General features: G+C 68.7%; 13 protein-coding genes. 6 read left to right on the forward strand and 7 right to left on the reverse strand.

Annotation, left to right across the window (positions count from 1 at the left end):
- Positions 1-912: 912 nt before the first annotated feature.
- The 6 genes from recA to dapA form a co-directional block, all read right to left on the reverse strand.
- Positions 913-1,986, reverse strand: a complete 1,074-nt coding sequence (gene recA, locus ACGGKE_RS11840) for a recombinase RecA (protein ID WP_394438101.1) — start codon at positions 1,984-1,986, stop codon at positions 913-915.
- A gap of 122 nt (positions 1,987-2,108) precedes the next feature.
- Positions 2,109-2,465, reverse strand: a complete 357-nt coding sequence (locus ACGGKE_RS11845; protein WP_317517261.1) for a response regulator — start codon at positions 2,463-2,465, stop codon at positions 2,109-2,111.
- A gap of 94 nt (positions 2,466-2,559) precedes the next feature.
- A complete protein-coding gene (locus ACGGKE_RS11850) occupies positions 2,560-4,983 on the reverse strand; it encodes a response regulator (RefSeq protein ID WP_394438103.1) in 2,424 nt (807 codons plus the stop codon).
- Between the two features lie 46 nt (positions 4,984-5,029).
- Positions 5,030-5,620: a DUF2062 domain-containing protein gene (locus ACGGKE_RS11855; RefSeq protein ID WP_394438105.1), complete on the reverse strand. Its 591-nt coding sequence runs from the start codon at positions 5,618-5,620 to the stop codon at positions 5,030-5,032.
- On the reverse strand, positions 5,620-6,102 hold the full coding sequence (smpB, locus tag ACGGKE_RS11860) for an SsrA-binding protein SmpB (protein WP_228167119.1): 483 nt from the start codon (positions 6,100-6,102) through the stop codon (positions 5,620-5,622). The genes ACGGKE_RS11855 and smpB overlap by 1 nt, the downstream gene beginning before the upstream one ends.
- A gap of 89 nt (positions 6,103-6,191) precedes the next feature.
- The gene (gene dapA / locus ACGGKE_RS11865; RefSeq protein ID WP_394438108.1) at positions 6,192-7,070 is read right to left on the reverse strand and encodes a 4-hydroxy-tetrahydrodipicolinate synthase; all 879 of its coding nucleotides are present in this window, start codon (positions 7,068-7,070) and stop codon (positions 6,192-6,194) included.
- Positions 7,071-7,169: 99 nt separating this feature from the next.
- Here dapA and ACGGKE_RS11870 point away from each other — a divergent pair, with 99 nt between their 5' ends.
- A complete protein-coding gene (locus ACGGKE_RS11870; protein WP_394438110.1) occupies positions 7,170-9,245 on the forward strand; it encodes a transglycosylase SLT domain-containing protein in 2,076 nt (691 codons plus the stop codon).
- Between the two features lie 68 nt (positions 9,246-9,313).
- Entirely contained in the window at positions 9,314-9,799 is a 486-nt protein-coding gene (greB, locus tag ACGGKE_RS11875; protein ID WP_228167116.1) for a transcription elongation factor GreB, read from the forward strand.
- On the opposite strand, the gene ACGGKE_RS11880 is transcribed toward greB, so the two are convergent.
- Positions 9,787-10,659: a LysR family transcriptional regulator gene (locus ACGGKE_RS11880; RefSeq protein WP_394438113.1), complete on the reverse strand. Its 873-nt coding sequence runs from the start codon at positions 10,657-10,659 to the stop codon at positions 9,787-9,789. The two genes, greB and ACGGKE_RS11880, sit on opposite strands and share 13 nt — an antisense overlap.
- A gap of 107 nt (positions 10,660-10,766) precedes the next feature.
- On the opposite strand from ACGGKE_RS11880, the gene bla reads away from it, so the two are divergent.
- The 4 genes from bla (at position 10,767) to ACGGKE_RS11900 (ending at position 17,681) form a co-directional block, all read left to right on the forward strand.
- On the forward strand, positions 10,767-11,654 hold the full coding sequence (bla, locus tag ACGGKE_RS11885) for a subclass B3 metallo-beta-lactamase (protein WP_394438115.1): 888 nt from the start codon (positions 10,767-10,769) through the stop codon (positions 11,652-11,654).
- 63 nt (positions 11,655-11,717) lie between these two features.
- The gene (locus ACGGKE_RS11890) at positions 11,718-12,533 is read left to right on the forward strand and encodes an ImuA family protein (protein ID WP_394438117.1); all 816 of its coding nucleotides are present in this window, start codon (positions 11,718-11,720) and stop codon (positions 12,531-12,533) included.
- Complete coding sequence (locus ACGGKE_RS11895) at positions 12,436-14,031, forward strand: Y-family DNA polymerase (protein ID WP_394441955.1); 1,596 nt, start codon at positions 12,436-12,438, stop codon at positions 14,029-14,031. The genes ACGGKE_RS11890 and ACGGKE_RS11895 overlap by 98 nt, the downstream gene beginning before the upstream one ends.
- A complete protein-coding gene (locus ACGGKE_RS11900) occupies positions 14,028-17,681 on the forward strand; it encodes an error-prone DNA polymerase (RefSeq protein ID WP_394438119.1) in 3,654 nt (1,217 codons plus the stop codon). The genes ACGGKE_RS11895 and ACGGKE_RS11900 overlap by 4 nt, the downstream gene beginning before the upstream one ends.
- The last annotated feature ends 93 nt before the right edge of the window (positions 17,682-17,774 follow it).

Raw genomic sequence — 17,774 nt, forward strand, 5'->3', positions numbered from 1 at the left:
CGGCGGCGCGCAGCCCGCACGCAAGCGCTTCGCGCGGGCCCTATGCGAAAGTCGGTGCCGAGGCTTGGGGCGAGGCATCCCGATGGAACGGGCGACCGGGAAAAAGTGCGAGCGAGAGGGTTAACCGCAGAAATCGCATCCGAGTGCAGGAGGCGGAAGAGGAGGAGAAGGCGGCCGCGGGGCCGGGGGTGCGGCGCAAAGATGCCGGCGCTGAGGTGGAGCGCGAAGATGCGGCCAAGGAGGACGACCAGAGGGTCGGATGAGAGTGCGAACGGAAGGGGTCTCTGCAACAAGGGCATTCGGCGGTGAGCGAGACAGGAGAAGCAGGCGGCCGGGAGCCGGTAGGAGCGGCGCTCGAACGGCGGGGCTGACTCGGGGCGCGATGATGCCGCCACAGGGAAGAGGGCAGAAGGCGCCCGTGCGGGCGATCGATCAGCGTCCTCCCTCAGCTTTGCAACCCCAGCCTGTGAGCCGGTGCCCACTAACCGCTATCCCGGCCGCCCCGCGGCGAACAGCCTCGCCGCTCAGCCAATGCCCGCTGCCACCCCAACCCAGCGATGCAGCGGCGAACGGCGGCGGCTGTCCATCCCGCGCCATGAGCAAGATCGCGCACGCTCTCGGCTGCCGCTCTCATCCTATGCGCGACCCGGATATCGCCTTAGTTATATGTGTGCATCGTCGGAGCAAGGCAGCGCACGTCTTCCCCATGCGCCCTTTCAGCGCCCCCCACACACCTCCGCACGCGCCCCGCTAGCCGCGCCCCGCACGCGCCCCGCTCAACCGCGCCCCTCACTGACGGTAAAAGACCCGCAGCGCGCAGGGGCGCGGCGGGTCTTTTCGGTGCGTGACGCGCCAGGTGGGCGAGGGCGCAAACCGCGCTCCGGTTGATCCGGCCGGAGCGCCTGTCCGCGCTTATTCGCCATCATCCTCCGCATCGGGTCCGGTCATCATGCCCTCGGCCACTTCCTCGGTCTTGCCGCGGATCGCCTTTTCCAGCCGGTCGGCCAGTTCGGGATGTTCCTTCAGATAGGTCTTGGCATTCTCGCGACCCTGGCCGATGCGGACCGAGTCATAGGAGAACCAGGCGCCCGACTTCTCGACCAGCCCGGCCTTGACGCCGATGTCGAGCAGTTCGCCGATCTTGGAGATGCCCTCGCCATACATGATGTCGAATTCGACCTGCTTGAACGGCGGGGCGACCTTGTTCTTGACCACCTTCACCTTGGTCGTGTTGCCGACGATATCGTCGCGATCCTTGATCTGGCCGGTGCGGCGAATGTCGAGACGGACGGAGGCGTAGAATTTGAGCGCGTTGCCGCCGGTCGTGGTTTCCGGATTACCGTACATCACGCCGATCTTCATGCGCACCTGGTTGATGAAGATCACCATGCATTTGGAGCGCGAGATCGACCCGGTCAGCTTGCGCAGCGCCTGGCTCATCAACCGCGCCTGCAGGCCGACATGGCTGTCGCCCATTTCGCCTTCGATTTCCGCGCGGGGAACCAGCGCGGCGACCGAGTCAACCACCAGCACGTCGATCGCGTTGGAGCGGACCAGCGTGTCGACGATTTCCAGCGCCTGCTCGCCCGTATCGGGCTGCGACACGATCAGTTCGTCGATGTCGACGCCCAGCTTCTTGGCATAGACCGGGTCGAGCGCATGTTCGGCGTCGACGAAGGCCGCGGTCCCGCCCGCCTTCTGCGCTTCGGCGATGGCATGCAGCGTCAGCGTCGTCTTGCCCGAGCTTTCGGGCCCGTAAATCTCGATGATGCGGCCCTTGGGCAGGCCGCCAATGCCCAGCGCGATGTCGAGGCCGAGCGATCCGGTCGAGATCGCTTCGATCTCCATCTTCTCGCGCGATCCCAGCTTCATCGCCGAGCCCTTGCCGAAGGCGCGGTCGATCTGGGCGAGCGCCGCCTCCAATGCTTTCTGTCTGTCCATATTCCCCGTCTTCTTGGAATCGATAAGTTGGAGCATTGCGGTCATCGGCCTATCCCCTGTCAAGCGGATCGCGTCGAGTCCCTCGGCGCTGGACGAGGGTGTATCCCATTTGTTCTCGTGGAACAAGAGGGGAACGGAATTTTCCTATCGTGCCGGGGCGGACTGCCTCAGCCGGGCAGGATGCGGCCCAGCGCGCGCTCGACCGCGCCGATGGTGAAGGGCTTGGCCAGCGTCGGCCGGTCGGCATGAGCCGGGGGGAGGTCGTCGGCCATGCCGCCGGTCGCGAACACGAAGGGAATGCCCTTCTCGACCAATATGTCGGCGACCGGCCAGCTTTTCTCGCCCTGCAGGTTGCAGTCGAGCAACGCGCCGTCGAACCCGCCCTGGCGCGCCTGGGCGCAGGCGTCGTCCACGGTGGCGGCGACGGCGTGCAGCCGATAGCCGAGCGCATCGAGATAATCCTCGAGCATCATGCCGATCATCGCTTCATCTTCGACGATGAGGATGGATTTCGCGTCCGACATGCATTTTCCCTTGTTCGACGGGGGTTCGACCGGGCGCTTGGCTAGCCCAATGGCGCGCGCTTGCCCAGCCCCTTCGCCTTGATCCGCCGCAAGATCATTCCGCCGCCGGCTGCATCGCCATGGTGTCGCGCGCCGCTTGCGCCAGCTGGTTGACGGAAAAGGGCTTGGGCAGGAAAGCGACATTGGCGATGTCGATCGACTTGCGCAGCTGCTCCTCGGCATAGCCCGACATGAACAGCACCGGCAGGCGCGGGTGCGTGCGGCGCGCCTGCGCCACCATCGCCGGGCCGTCCATATTGGGCATGACGACGTCGGAAATCAGCAGGTCGATGCCGTCATGGGCGGCCAGCACCTCCAGCCCCTGCTCGCCGTCATTGGCGGTCAGCACCTTGTAGCCCTGGCGCGTCAGCGCGCGTTCGGCGACGGCGCGCACCATATCCTCGTCCTCGACCAGCAGGATGGTGCCCGAACCCCAGGTTTCGGCGCGCTTGACCGGCTCGCGCACCGGCGCCTCCTCCTCCGCGTCGGCGCCGGCATAGACGGGCAGGTAGATGACGAAGCTGGCGCCGCGGCCCAGTTCGGATTCGGCGAAGATATAGCCGCCCGACTGTTTGACGATGCCATAGACGGTGGACAGGCCCAGCCCCGTGCCCTTGCCCAATTCCTTGGTGGTGAAGAAAGGCTCGAAAATCTTCGCCAATATGTCGGGCGGGATGCCCAGCCCCGTGTCGGACACGCGCAGCGCGGTATAGTCGCTGATCGGCAGGATCTGCTGGCGCATCTCGCGCGCCTTGGCGGCGGGCACGGCATAGGTCTGGATGTTGAGCGTGCCGCCTTCGGGCATGGCGTCGCGGGCATTGACCGCCAGGTTGACGATCACTTGCTCCAGCTGGCCCGGATCGGCCCGCACCGCACCCAGATTGCGGCCATGACTGACCTCCAGCCGCACATTTTCGCCCAGCAGGCGCTTGAGCAGGTTGGACACGTCCGACACGATGTCGGGCAGCTGCAATATCTGCGGCCGCAGCGTCTGCTGCCGCGAAAAGGCGAGCAGCTGGCGCGTCAGGCCCGCGGCGCGATTGCTGTTCGACTTGACCTGCTGGATGTCGTCATAGTCGCTGTCGCCGGGCGTATGGCGCATCAGCATCAGGTCGCAATGGCCGATGATGGCGGTCAGGATATTGTTGAAATCATGCGCCACGCCGCCGGCCAGCTGGCCGATCGCCTGCATCTTGGTCGCCTGCGCCACCTGCCGCTTGAGCTTGCTTTCCTCGCTATTGTCCTTGAGGCTCAGCAGCACCGCCGCTTCGCCCAGGCCCCGCACCCCCGCCAGGCTGAGCGCCGTGGGTTCGTCGGGCTGTTCGCGCATGCGCACGACGATGTCGCCGGACATTTGCGGCCCGACGGCAAAGCGCCGCACCGCGTCGGCCACGGCCGCCTGGTCCTCGCGCGTGACCAGGTCGCCGGGATAGCTGGGCTTGGCCCCGGCCTTGAGGCCCGCGGCGCGGGCGAAAGCCTTGTTGACGAACAGGATGCGCCCGTCGCGATCGGCCATCGCCAGCCCGAAGGGCAGCAGCGAGAGCAGCGTTTCGATGTAGGACAGCGCCGACGTGCCGCCGCCGCCCGACGGCTCGTCGATCAGCAGCAGCAGCATCGGCCCGTCCTGCGCCGATCCCTGCGCCCCACCCGGCTGGCTCGCCCGGCGCAGCGGCACCTGCAGCAGGCGCAGCGGCAGGCCGCCATTTTCCTCGCGCGCCAGGAACAGCCGGCCCTTGTCGTCCACCCGCATATGGGCGGCGAAGTCGCGGCCGGTTATATTGGCGTCGATGCGCCCGGCCGCGCGCAGCAGGAAGGCGCCATTGGCGGCGCGGATGCGCCCCTCGCCGCCGATCATCACCGCCATGATGCCCGCTTCGCCCAGCTGCCGCCCGGCTTCCCCGGTCAGGAACCGGTGCACATCGTCCAGGGCGCTGGGCTGGCGCACGGGGGTGAAGCGCCAGAGCAGATAATCCTCCGTCCGACCGGTGCGGGCGATGTCGACGTCCAGCCGCAGCGCACCCAGCGCCAGCCCCTCCAGCTTGCCGTCGCCGTCGCGCCAGGCGGCGCGCGCGGCCTGCGACAGGTTTTCGGTCAGCGCCGCGTCGCCGGTGACGCCTGGCGGCGTCGGATAGCCGGGAAACCATTCGCCGAACAGGTCGCTGGCGCACACCAGTCGGCCCGCCCGGTCGGTCACCGCGATCGCGATGTGGGACGCGTCGGCGGCGGCGCGCGCGACGGTCCAGTCGGGCGTCGCCTCGCTGTGCGACAGGGCGGCGGGGTAGAGATGGCGATACCAGCGCATCAGCGCGGCGATGGCGATGACGCTGGCGCCGAAACCCGCGGCCAGCGCGACATTGCCGGCGGCGTAGAAGACCAGCCCGGCCGACACCAGCGCCGCGCCCAGTAGCAAGGGCAGGGCGAAGGGCGAGGGCGGCTGGTCCAGCCACGCCTCATCTTCCTTTTTCAGCCGTGCCGCCATGACCGGCCAACCCCCTGCTTCGCCATCGGACCCTGTCGGCGCGGCGTCAGACGCCGGCCGCCTTCTCCAATGCGCCGCTTTGATGGACCTTGCCAATCCTCAATTTGCGCGCCTGCCATTTGCGGCCCATGCGATGGCGCCAGAACCAGTCGGCGACGACATAGCCGATCGCGGCGCAGACGCAGGAGATGAGGGCAAGGCCCAGCAGCATCGCCGGCGCCGCTTCGGACAGCAGCCAGGCGGTCCACTGGCCGATCCCGGCATGGCCGTCGACCAGCGCCATGAAGCCCGACGCGTCGGCGCTGCGCCCCAGCATCCAGTTGCCTAGCCACACCGACGCCATCAGGATCAGCGGCGTGGTCGCCGGGTTGGACAGGAATGTCATGGCGGCGGCGACCGGGATATTGGCGCGGAACGGCAGGGCGAACAGCGCCGCGCCCGCCATCTGCACGCCCGGGATCATCAGGAACAGGCCGACGAACAGCCCCAGCGCGACGCCGCGCGGCACCGACCGGCGAGTGAAGCGCCACAGCGAGGGCTCCAGCACCCGATGCGCTACCGGGGCGAGGATGCGGCTGCGCTCCAGCGACTCGCGGGTCGGGCAATTGGCATGCCACCAGCGGGTCAGCCGGCTCATCAGCCGTGCGCCTTCAGGATGCGCTGCTGGTCCCGTTTCCAGTCGCGTTCCTTGATGGTCTCGCGCTTGTCATGGGTCTTCTTGCCCTTGGCCAGCGCCAGTTCGACCTTCACCTTGCCCCGGCTGTTGAAATAGAGGGCGAGCGGCACCAGCGTCATGCCCTTGCGCTCGACCGCGCCATGCATGCGGGCGATCTCGCGTTCGTGCAGCAACAGCTTGCGCGGCCGCTTGGCTTCATGGTTGAAGCGGTTGCCATGGCTGAATTCGGGGATGTTGCTGTTGACCAGCCACACCTGCGCGCCCTTCACCTCGGCATAGCTTTCGGCGATATTGCCCTCGCCAAAGCGCAGCGATTTGACCTCGGTCCCCTGCAGCGCGATGCCCGCCTCGAATATGTCCTCCAGGAAATATTCGAACTTCGCGCGCCGATTCTCGGCGACGATCTTCTTCTTGTCAAAGGCTTCGGGACGGGGGCGGGCCATATTCTCTACTTCATTCCGTTCGGTTCGAACCTGTCGAGAACCCTGTCATTCCGGTTCTCGACAGGCTCGAACCGAACGGATGTAGGGAATCACACCAGTCCCGCAATCTCCAGCGCGCGGTCGACCGCCGCCCGGCTCGATTCCGACGGCCAGGTGATCGGCAGGCGGACGTCGTCGGGCATGTCGGGCCGCACGCGCGTGAGCGCATATTTGACGGGGCCGGGTGAAGAATCGCTGAACAGCGCATCGTGCAGCGGATAAAGACGATCCTGCAGCGCCAATGCGCCATCCCAGTCGTGGCGCGCGCAGGCCGCCTGGAAATCGGCGCACAGGCGCGGCGCGACATTGGCGGTGACGCTGATGCATCCCTTGCCGCCCATCGCGTTGAAGCCCAGCGCCGTTTCGTCATTGCCCGAAAGCTGGCAGAAGTCGGGACGGCAGGCCAGACGCTGCGCGGTGACTCGCCCCAGATTCCCGGTCGCGTCCTTGATCCCGACGATGGTCTGGAACTCCTCGGACAGGCGGTGGATCACCGGCACGCCGATGTCGGTGATGGTGCGACTGGGCACATTGTAGAGGATGATCGGCAGGTCGCAGCGTTCGGCCAGCCAGGCGAAATGGCGATAGACGCCGTCCTGGTTGGGCTTGTTGTAATAGGGCGCGACCACCAGCGCGGCGTCCGCGCCCGCCGCCTGTGCCGCATACATATGGTCCAGCGCGATCCGCGTGTCGTTGGACCCGCATCCGGCGATGACGGGCACGCGCCCGGCCGCCTGGTCGACGCAGATGGCGATGACGCGATTATGCTCCTCCACCGTCATCGTCGCGCTTTCGCCGGTGGTGCCGCACGGCACCAGCGCGCTCGATCCTTCCGCGATCTGCCAGTCGACGAAGGCGCGAAAGGCGGCCTCGTCGATCGTCCCGTCACGGAACGGGGTGACCAGAGCCGGAATCGAGCCCGAAAACATGATGAAACTCCTTCAAATCTCCGGGCTACCGGGGCATGATGCGACAAGCGGCGCGCTATAGCGCGTCATTCAGGGCCTGATAAGGATGCAAATGCGATTATGTCCAGCATGCGCACCTCCCCTCCTGTCGAAAGTTGCCTGATCCGCATGCCCATTATTGCCATGTTGCTGATGACCGCCGGCGCAAGCGCGCAGACGGAGCGTTCCCTGCCCGCCGCCCCGACCGGCGCGATGGTCCAGCCGGTGCCGCCCGAATATGGCCAGCCCAGCCAGTGGGATCGGGTGCAGGCGCAGATCGGCCAGCCGACCGACGGCAGCATCGCCGGCACGATCAGCCAGTGGCGCGCGCTGCAGCAGAGTGATGGGCTGGGCTTTGCGCCCTATGCCAGCTTCATCATGGCCAATCCCGGTTGGCCGGGCGAGGACCGGATGCGGCGGCTGGCGGAAACCGGCATCAATCCCGACAGCTATTCGCCCGCGCAGGTCGTCGCCTTCTTCGCGCAATTCCCGCCGCGCACGGCGGTCGGCCATGCCCGCAACGCGGTCGCGCTGATGCAGACGGGCCGCATGGACGAAGCGCGGGTCGCCGCGCGCAACGCCTGGATCGGCGGCACGCTCCAGCCCAGCGACGAAGCGCGGCTGCTGTCGCTGTTCGGGTCGGGCTTCACGCCTGCCGACCATGATCTGCGCGCCGACATGCTGCTGTGGAATGGCGATATTGCCGGCGCGATGCGCATGCTGCCCTATGTCAGCGCGGCGCGCCGGCCGGTCTTTTCCGCGCGCATCGCCTTCAAGCGCAAGGCGCCCGAAGCGACCGGCCTGATGCAGGCGGCCGACGCCATCGGCGCGGCCGATGCCGGCTATGTCGCCGACAAGGCGCTGTGGCTGCGCGACAGCGGCAACTGGATCGCGGCGCGCCAATATCTCGCCAATCGCCCGGCGCTGACCTACCGGCCCGGGGATGCCGAGGCATTTTACGAGGTGCTGCTGAACCAGGCGCGCGCCGCGGCCAATGACAGCCAGTGGACCTTTGCCTGGGGCATCGCCAGCAAGATCGACGATGCGCTCGCGCCCGGCGCCGACGTCAGCGATCAACCGATCGGCGTGCGCGACGATTATACCAGCCTCGCCTGGCTGGCGGGCACCACCGCCTTCTACAATCTCAACCGCCCAGTCGACGCCGTCGGCATGTTCCGCCGCTATGCCGACGCGGCCAAATCGCCCCAGACCCGGTCCAAGGGCTATTATTGGGCCGGCCGCGCCTCCCTGTCCGCCGGCGACAGCGCCAGCGCCAACAGCTATTTCGCCCAGGCGGGCAGTTTCCCCGACCAGTTTTACGGACAGCTCGCGCTCGAACGGCTGGGCCGGCGCGTTCCCGCGCCTGCCACGGTCGAGCGGCCGGTGCCGATCTCGGCCGCCGAGCGCGCGGCCTTCAACAACCGCTCGGTTGTTCGCGCGGTCAAGGCGCTGGGCCAGATGGGCTATTGGGCCGACCAGAGCAAATTCGCCCGCGCCATCGCCAATAATGCCGACAGCGACACCGATCATTTCCTCGCTGCGGAACTGGCGCAGCAGATCGGTCGCCCGGACATGAGCGTGATGGTTGGCCGCCGCGCCGTCTCCAGCGGTCTCACCGGCTATGGCGACAGCGCCTTCCCGCGCGTGCCGGTGCCCAGCCAGGCGCAATATAACTGGACCATGGTCCATGCCATCGCGCGGCAGGAAAGCCAGTTCGACAAGCAGATCGTCAGCCATGCCGGCGCGCGCGGCCTGATGCAGCTGATGCCCGGGACCGCGCGCGAACAGGCGGGCAAGCTCGGCATGAGCTACGACCCCGCATCGCTGAACGATCCCAGCTACAACATCATGCTGGGGTCGGGCTATTTCCAGCGCATGCTCGATTATTATGGCGGCAGCTATCCGCTCGCGGTCGCCGCCTATAATGCGGGCCCTGGCAATGTGAACAAATGGATCCGCGCCAATGGCGACCCGCGCCTGCCGGGCGCCGACATATTGCGCTGGATCGAGGAAATCCCGATCTACGAAACCAAAAATTATGTGCAGCGTGTGCTGGAAAACGCCGTCGTCTACGAAGCGATGAACCCCGAACGCGCCAAGTTCCGCGGCAGCAACGCGGTGCTCAGCCGCTATCTGGGCAAGCAGACGCCGGGCTGAGGCCTCTACACGGAGTCGGGACGCCTGTCTCGACTCCGCTCCATCCGAACGGCTAGGAGGAGTCGGCCATGGCCACCCCCTATCCCAATTACATCACGCCCGAAGGCTTCGCGAAGCTGCGCGCCGATTATGACCATCTGCTGGGCGTCGAGCGTCCCCGCATCGTCGAGGTGGTGAGCTGGGCCGCGGGCAATGGCGACCGCAGCGAAAATGGCGACTATCTCTATGGCCGCAAGCGCATGCGCGAGATTGACGGGCAACTGAAGCGGCTGTCGAAAAAGATGAAGGACGCCAAGGTCGTCGACCCGCGCCAGCAACCTGACAAGGATCGCGTCTATTTCGGCGCGACCGTCACCATTGCGGATGAAGACGACAATCATCGCACCGTCACCATCGTCGGCAATGACGAAACCGATGTCGATGCCGGCCGCATCGGCTGGGGATCGCCGATCGCCCGCGCGCTGCGCGGCGCGGCGGTGGGCGACCTGCGCCGCGTGCTGCTGCCGGCGGGCGAGCGCGAATATGAGGTGATGGCGATCCGCTATCCCGCCTGAACCGCGGCCGCCAGCCAGGCGCGCAGGTCGGCCATGGCGGGACTGTCGGCGCGCGACATCAGGCGCGTCAGCCAATAGCCGCCCATGTCCACCGCCAGGGGAAAGGGCTGGACCAGGTCGCCCGCGGCCAGCGCCCGGGCGAACAGCAGGGGCGGGGCCAGCGCCACACCCTGTCCGCGCATCGCCGCGCGCGCCATCAGCACCGAATTGTCGAAGACGACGCCGCGCAGCGGCGGGCAGGGCAGGCCCGCGGCGGCGAACCAGCGCGGCCATTCCTCCGCCCGGTAGGATCGCAGCAGCCTTTCCCGGTTGAGCGCGGCGGGGGTGTCGATCCGGGCGGCGAGCCCGGGCGCGCAGAGCGGCGTCAGCGGCGCGCGCAGCAGCGGCTGGGCATGGGTGCCGTGCCACGCGCCCTCGCCGAAGCGGATGGCGAGGTCCAGCCCCTCGCCCGCCAGGTCGACGCGGTTGTTGTTGAGCAGGATGCGCAAGTCGAGATGCGGGCAGGCGCGCTCGAAATCGGGCAGCCGGTCGAGCAGCCAGCCATCGGCGAAGCTGCCCACCACGCCCAGCGTCAGCGCCTCGCGCGGGCGCCCGCCCTCGATCCGGTCCAGCGTCGCGCCGATCCGGTCCAGCGCGTCGCCCATCACCGGCAGCAGCGCCCGTCCCTCGTCGGTCAGCATCAGCCCGCGCGGCAGGCGGCGGAACAGGGCGACGCCCAGCCGCGCCTCCAGCGCGGCCACCTGCTGGCTCACCGCGCCCTGGCTGACGCACAATTCCAGCGCCGCGCGGGTGAAGTTGAGATGGCGGGCGGACGCTTCGAAGGCGCGCAGGGCGTTGAGCGGCAACTGGGCGCGGTCCATGGCCGCAATCCATAAGCCAGGCTCATGCCTCTGTCGAGAAATGCTGCTTTGTCGCCGCGCCGCCGGATCGGCACCATCGGCGCATCACCCACAGGGAGCAGGACGATATGGCAAGGAAGACGATGCTGCTGGGCATAAGCCTGGCTGGGATGCTGCTGGCGGGCGCCGCCGCGCCGGACGATCCGCTGCTGCGCCCGATCGCGCCCGATCATGCGCGGCAATGGCTGACGCCCCAGGCGCCCGCGCGCTTTTATGGCGGCACCTATCTGGTCGGGTTCGGCGGGCTCAGCGTCGCGCTGATCCGCACCCGCGCCGGGCTGATCCTGATCGACGGCGCGGTGCCGCAGGCGGTGCCGGACATAGAGGCGCATATCCGCGCGCTCGGCTTTTCGATTCGCGACGTGAAGCTGATCCTGAGCACCGAACCCCATTATGACCATGCCGGCGGCCTCGCCGCGCTGGCGCGGGACAGCGGCGCGCAGGTGGTGGCGAGCGCGCCGGCGGCGGCGGTGCTGCGCCAGGGCGGCGGCGATCCCGACGATCCGCAGGCCGCCTGGCTCGATCCTTTTCCCGCCGTCCGCCATGTCAGGGCGGTGCGCGACGGCGCCGTCATTCGCCTGGGCGAGGTGGCGGTCACCGCCCATGCGACGCCCGGCCATACGCTGGGCAGCATGAGCTGGAGCTGGTCCGCCTGCGAAGGCAAGGCGTGCCGGACCATCGTCTTCGCCTCCAGCCTCAATCCGATCGCGGCCGATGGATGGCGCTTCGCCGATCCGGCGCACCGGCGCTTCGTCGACGCTTTCCGCGCGACCTTTGCGAAGATGAAGGCGATGCCGTGCGACATGCTGATCAGCGCCCATCCCGATCCGGGCGACGCGGATCGGCTGGCGCGGCTGGCACAGGCGCGCACGCCCCATCCGTTCGAGGATCCGGGCGCCTGCCGCCGCTATGCCGCGCGCGCGCAGGCGGCGCTGGCGAAGAAACTGGCGTCCTGAAAACAGCCGTCCTTGACTCCCGCCGTTCCTGGGAAGAAATAAGAACATAACAGGAACACTGATATGGTCGAGTCGATTCCCAGCCTCGCCGCGCTCAAGCGGCATATCGCCTCGCTGGACCGGGCGCCAGCGCGGGATGCGTGCGCCCGTTTCGCCACCGGCCATGCGCCGCTGGACGACGCGCTGGGCGGCGGGCTGGCCTGCGGCCGCGTGCATGAGCTGTTCGGCGAGGGGGAGGAGGAAGGCGCGGTCGCCGGGCTGGCGCTGCTCTGGGCGCAGCTGGCGGGCGGCGACGCGCCGCTGCTGTGGCTGCGCACCCAGGGGGCGGCGCGGGTCGGCGGCGCACCTTATGGGCCGGGGCTGGCGGCGCTGGGGCTGGATCCGGCGCGGCTGCTGATCGGCACCATGGCCGATGACGCCATGCTGCTGCGCGCGGGCATCGACGCGCTGCGCTGCCCGGCGCTGGGCGGGCTGGTGATGGAATTGCGCGGCCGCGCGCCGTTGCTCGACCTGACCGCCAGTCGCCGGCTGGCGCTGGCGGCCGAAGCATCGGGCGTCACCGCGCTGCTGCTGCGGATCGGCGGGGCGCCGACGCCCAGCGCGGCGGAAACCCGCTGGCGAGTGACGGCCGCGCCCTCCGCGCCCTTGCCGGGCAATGGGCCGGGCCGCGCCGCCTTCGCCCTCACCCTGCTGCGCCGCCGCGCCGGGTCGGACGGACAGGCATGGCGGCTGGTGTGGGACAGGGATAGAGGCAGTTTTGGAGACGCGGGCGATGAACGCCATGACGATGGACGGGATCGGGCAGACGCCTATGCGCCGCTACCTGGCGCTGAGCTTCCCCTTTCTGCCGGTCGATCGGCTGCGGATCGCGCGGCCTGACCTCTGGGCGGCGGGCGACGGGCCGGCCGTGGTGGTGGAAACGGTGCGCGGCGCGATGCGGCTGTGCAGCGTCGATGCCGACGCGCTGGCGATCGGCCTGGCGCCGGGCATGACGCTGGCCGACGCGCGCGCGTGCGAACCGGACCTGCGCGTGTTCGACGCCGATCCCCATGCCGACCAGGACTGGCTGGAGCGCTTGTGCGACGGCTGCGCTCGCTACACCCCCAATGCCGCGCCCGACGGCGCCGCCGGGCTGATGCTCGACATCAGCGGCTGCGGCCATTTGTGGGGCGGGGACGAAGCGCTGGCGGCCGGTGCGGCGGCCCGGCTGGAACGGCACGGGCTGCGCGTCCGCCACGCCATCGCCTCCAGCCCGGAGGCCGCCCACGCGCTCGCTCGCTTCCCCGGCCCGCCCGCGCCCGACGAGGACGCCGCCGTGCGCCGCCTGCCGGTCGAGGCGCTGGGGCTGGATGCTGCCGATGCGGTGGCGCTGCGCCGCGCGGGGCTGCGCACCGTCGGCGATCTGGCGTCCCGTCCCGCCGCCACGCTCGCGGCGCGCTTTGGCGAAGAGGCGATCGACGCGCTCGACGCACTGCTGGGCCGGGGCCACCGCCCGCTCGCGCCGCGCCGCCCGCGCGCCGCCGTGTGCATCGATCGCCTCTTCGCCGAACCGATCGGCAGCACCGCCTATGCGCTCACGATATTGGAGGAGATGGCGGCGCAGGCGGGCGAGCGGCTGGCCGAGCGGGGCGAGGGCGGCCGGCGGTTCGAAGCGGTCTTCTTCCGCAGCGACGGGCTCGCCTTTCCGCTGCGGGTGGAAACCAGCCTGCCGGTGCGCGACGCCCCCGCCATCCTGCGGCTGATGCGCGAGCGGATCGATTCGCTGTCCGACCCGATCGACCCGGGCTTCGGCTTCGACATGCTGCGCCTCACCGTGCCGCAGGCGGAAAAGCTCGCCCCCACCCAATTGGCGCTGGAAGGGGGCGAGGCGCGGCGGGAGGACAGCGTCGCCGCCCTGGTCGATCGCCTCTCGATCCGCGCCGGGCGCGCGCGCATCCAGCGGCTCGCCCCGCGCGACAGCCATATGCCCGAACAGGCGCAGCTCGCCTTGCCCGCGGTCGAACCGCGCGCGCCCGAAAGCTGGCTGGAGCGCGCGGACGCGGCCGGGGAGCCCGACGATCCGCCGCTGCGGCCGCTCCACCTGTTCGATCCGCCCCAGCCGATCGAGGTGATGGCGCAATTGCCCGACGGCCCGCCCCACCGCTTCCGCTGGCGCCGGGGGCTGCATGACGTCGCGCGCTATGAAGGGCCCGAACGGATCGCGCCCGAATGGTGGCGGGCGAAGGACGGCGCGATCGCGGGCGACGGCATCGGCCGCACGCGCGACTATTATCGCGTCGAGGATGCGCGCGGCCGCCGCTACTGGATCTTCCGCCACGGCCTCTATGGCGCGGAAGCGACGCATCCCGCCTGGTATATTCACGGCCTGTTCGCATGAGCGCGGGCAGGAAAAGGCGCGGCTATCCCGATCCGGCCCGGCCCAAGTCGATCGACCAGCGCGAACGCAGCGCCCTGGATGCGGAGCGGAACCGCGCGAGGCCGCCCACCCCGCCCCCGCCTTCTCCGCCGCCCCCGCCGCAACCCCCGTCTCCGCCCGGGCAGGACGCGCCCGCCTTCGCCGAACTGGTGGCCGCGACCAACTTCTCCTTCCTGCGCGGCGCGTCCCATGCGTCCGACATGGTCGCGCGGGCGATGGCGCTCGGCCTCGCCGGCATCGGCATTGCCGACCGCAACAGCGTGGCGGGCGTGGTGCGCGCCCATGTCGCGCGCAAGAAGGCGCCGGAAAAGGCGCGCGCCGCCCTGCTGGAGGCGAAGGCGCGGGCGGGCCTGCCGCCCGAACTGGACGCGGCGGAGGAAGCCGCCTGCCGCAGCGACCTGCGCCTGATCGTGGGCGCGCGGCTCGTCTTCGCCGACGGCACGCCCGACATCGTCGCCTATCCCGCGACCCGGCGGGGATGGGGTGAACTCACCAAATTGCTGACGGTCGGCAATCTGCGCTCGGTCAAGGGGGACTGCATCCTTCATTATGAGGATCTGACCGCCTATCTCGACGACCTGCTGCTGATCGTCCTGCCTGCCTCCACCGCCACGGAGCAGCAGGCCCATCGCGCGCCGGTGGACTATGCATTTGCCGACCGCCCGGCGGGGGAATCGGTGCAGCATGGCCATCTGACGCTGGTGCCGCCGTCCCGCCCGGCGGATCCCGGCGCGCTGCTCAGGCGGCTGGCGCGGCTCGCGCCCGGGCGCGTGTGGCTGGGCGCGGCGCTGCGCCGCGACGGGCGCGACGCGCGGCGGCTGGCGCGGTTCCAGCGCCTGTCGGACCGGACCGGCGTGCCGTTGCTCGCCACCATGGACGCGCTCTACGCCAGCCCCGCCGAACGGCCGCTGCAGGATGTGCTGACCTGCATCCGCACGGGCACGACGATCACGGGCGCGGGCCGGCGGCTGGAGGCCAATGCCGAACGCCATCTCCATGATCCCGCCGAAATGGCGCGCCTCTTCCGCGCCTGCCCGGACGCGGTGGCGGAAACCACGCGCTTTCTGGGCCGCGTGCAGTTCAGCCTCGACCAGCTGCGCTACGAATATCCGCACGAACCCGTGCCCGAAGGCTGGACCGCGCAGCAATGGCTGGAGGAACTGACGCTGCGCGCCGCTCATGTGCGCTATGGCCCGCATATCCCGGCCAAGGTCCAGGCGCTGCTGGACGAGGAATTCGCGCTGATCGCCAAGCAGCGCTACGCTTATTATTTCCTCACCGTCCACGACATCGTCGCCTTCGCCCGGACGAAGGGCATTTTGTGCCAGGGGCGCGGATCGGCGGCCAATTCGATGGTCTGCTTCCTGCTCGGCGTCACCTCGGTCGACCCGCAGAAGCATGACCTGCTCTTTTCCCGCTTCGTGTCGGAAGAACGGAACGAACCGCCCGACATCGACGTCGATTTCGAACATGAGCGGCGCGAGGAGGTGATGCAATATATCTACCGGCGCTATGGCCGCCACCGCGCCGGCATCGCCGCCACCGTCATCCATTATCGCTCGCGCAGCGCGATCCGCGAAGTGGCCAAGGTGCTCGGCCTGTCCGACGATGTCGTCACGCGCCTCTCCAGCACCATCTGGGGCAGCTATTCGCGCGACATGAACGAACGGCGGATCAGCGAAGCGGGCTTCGACCTCGACAATCCGCAGATCGTCCGGCTGCGCCAGCTGGTCGGCCAGTTGCTGGAGGCGAATTTCCCGCGCCATCTCTCGCAGCATGTCGGCGGCTTCGTGCTGACGCAGAACCGGCTCGACGAAACGGTGCCGCTGCATCACGCCGCCATGGCCGACCGCAGCTTCATCGAATGGGACAAGGATGACATCGACGCGCTGGGCCTGATGAAGGTCGATGTGCTGGCGCTCGGCATGCTGACCTGCATCCGCAAGGCGTTCGACCTGATGCGCGCTCACGGGCTGGGCGATCATCAGCTGGAGGTGGACCTCGCCGCCGACGATCCCGCCGTCTACGACATGCTGTGCCGGGGCGACAGTATCGGCGTGTTCCAGGTGGAAAGCCGGGCGCAGATCAACATGCTGCCGCGCCTGCGCCCGCGCGAGCTTTACGACCTTACCGTCCAGGTCGCGATCGTGCGGCCCGGCCCGATCGAAGGGGACATGGTCCATCCCTATCTGCGCCGCCGCGCTGGCCTCGAAAAACCGGAATTTCCCTCGCCCGACCCGCCGCACAACCCTAATGAACTGCGCGATCTGCTGAAGCAGACCTATGGCGTGCCGCTGTTTCAGGAACAAGCGATGAAGCTGGCGATCGTCGCCGCCGAATTCACACCGTCGGAAGCCAACCAGTTGCGCCGGTCGATGGCGACCTTCCGCCAGGTCGGCGGCATGGACCGGTTCCGGGAAAAGATGATCGGCGGCATGGTGCGGCGCGGCTACAAGCGCGACTTCGCCGAACGCTGCTACAGCCAGATCGAAGGGTTTGGCAGCTATGGTTTTCCCGAAAGCCATGCGCTGTCCTTCGCGCGCCTGGTCTATGTCTCGGCCTGGATCAAATGCCACCAGCCCGCGGTTTTCGCCTGCGCCCTGCTCAATTCCCAGCCAATGGGCTTCTACGCGCCCGCGCAGCTGGTGCGCGACGCGCGCGATCATGGCGTCACCATCCATGGCGTGGACGTGAATATGAGCCTGTGGGACAATGGCCTTGAACCGCTGCTGCGGTCCCGCCGCGGCGACCGGGGCGAAGGGGCGGGGCGGGCTTTGGCGCTGCGCCTTGGCTTTCGCCAGATTGACGGGTTTCGCGAAAGCTGGGCGGCGCAACTGACAGAGGCGCGGGCGGCAGGCGGGCTGTTTACCAGCATGGAGGATCTGGCGCGCCGGGCGGGGCTGCCGGCGCGGGCGCTGCGCCTGCTCGCCGATGCCGACGCCTGCCGCTCGCTGGGGCAGGACCGGCGCGCCGCCTTGTGGGAAGCGCGGCGCACGCCCTCCGACGAACTGCCGCTGTTCGCGGCGGCGCGGCAAAGGCAGGGGGAAGCGCGCGAACTGGGCGAGGAGCCCGATGCGCGGCTGCCCGCCATGCCGCTCGCCGAGCAGGTGACGACCGACTATGCGATGACTCGCCTGTCGCTCAAGGGCCACCCGATGCAGTTTCTGCGGCCCGTCTTCGCGGGCGAGGGCGTGCTGAGCTGCGCGCAGGCGAGTGCGGCGAAGAATGGCGCCAGGGTCATGGTGGCAGGCGTGGTGCTGGTGCGGCAGCGACCGGGCAAGGGCAATGCGATCTTCATCACCATCGAGGATGAAACCGGCATCGCCAACATCCTGCTATGGGCGCGCCTGTTCGAAATGCAGCGCCGCCCGGTCATGGCCAGCCGGCTGATGCTGGTGGAAGGGGAAATCCAGCGCAGCAGGGAAGGCGTCGTCCATCTGATGGCGAGCCGCGTTCATGACCGCACCGCCGAATTCGACCGGCTGAGCGAGACGCTGCGCCCGCGCATCGCCTTGTCGCGCGCCGACGAATTTCTCCACCCCCAGCATCCGCGCACCGGCAGCCATCCGCGCGATGTCCGCATCCTCCCCAAGTCCCGGGATTTCCACTGAAAAGTCGCAGTCCAAACCCATGTGCAACAGCCGATCCATTTTCATTAGCTAGCTAGCTAATCAAATATACCCTATTTCGCACGTGTGTCGGCT

Origin of the sequence: Sphingobium naphthae, assembly GCF_043589935.1 — a bacterium.
GTDB lineage: Bacteria > Pseudomonadota > Alphaproteobacteria > Sphingomonadales > Sphingomonadaceae > Sphingobium > Sphingobium naphthae_A.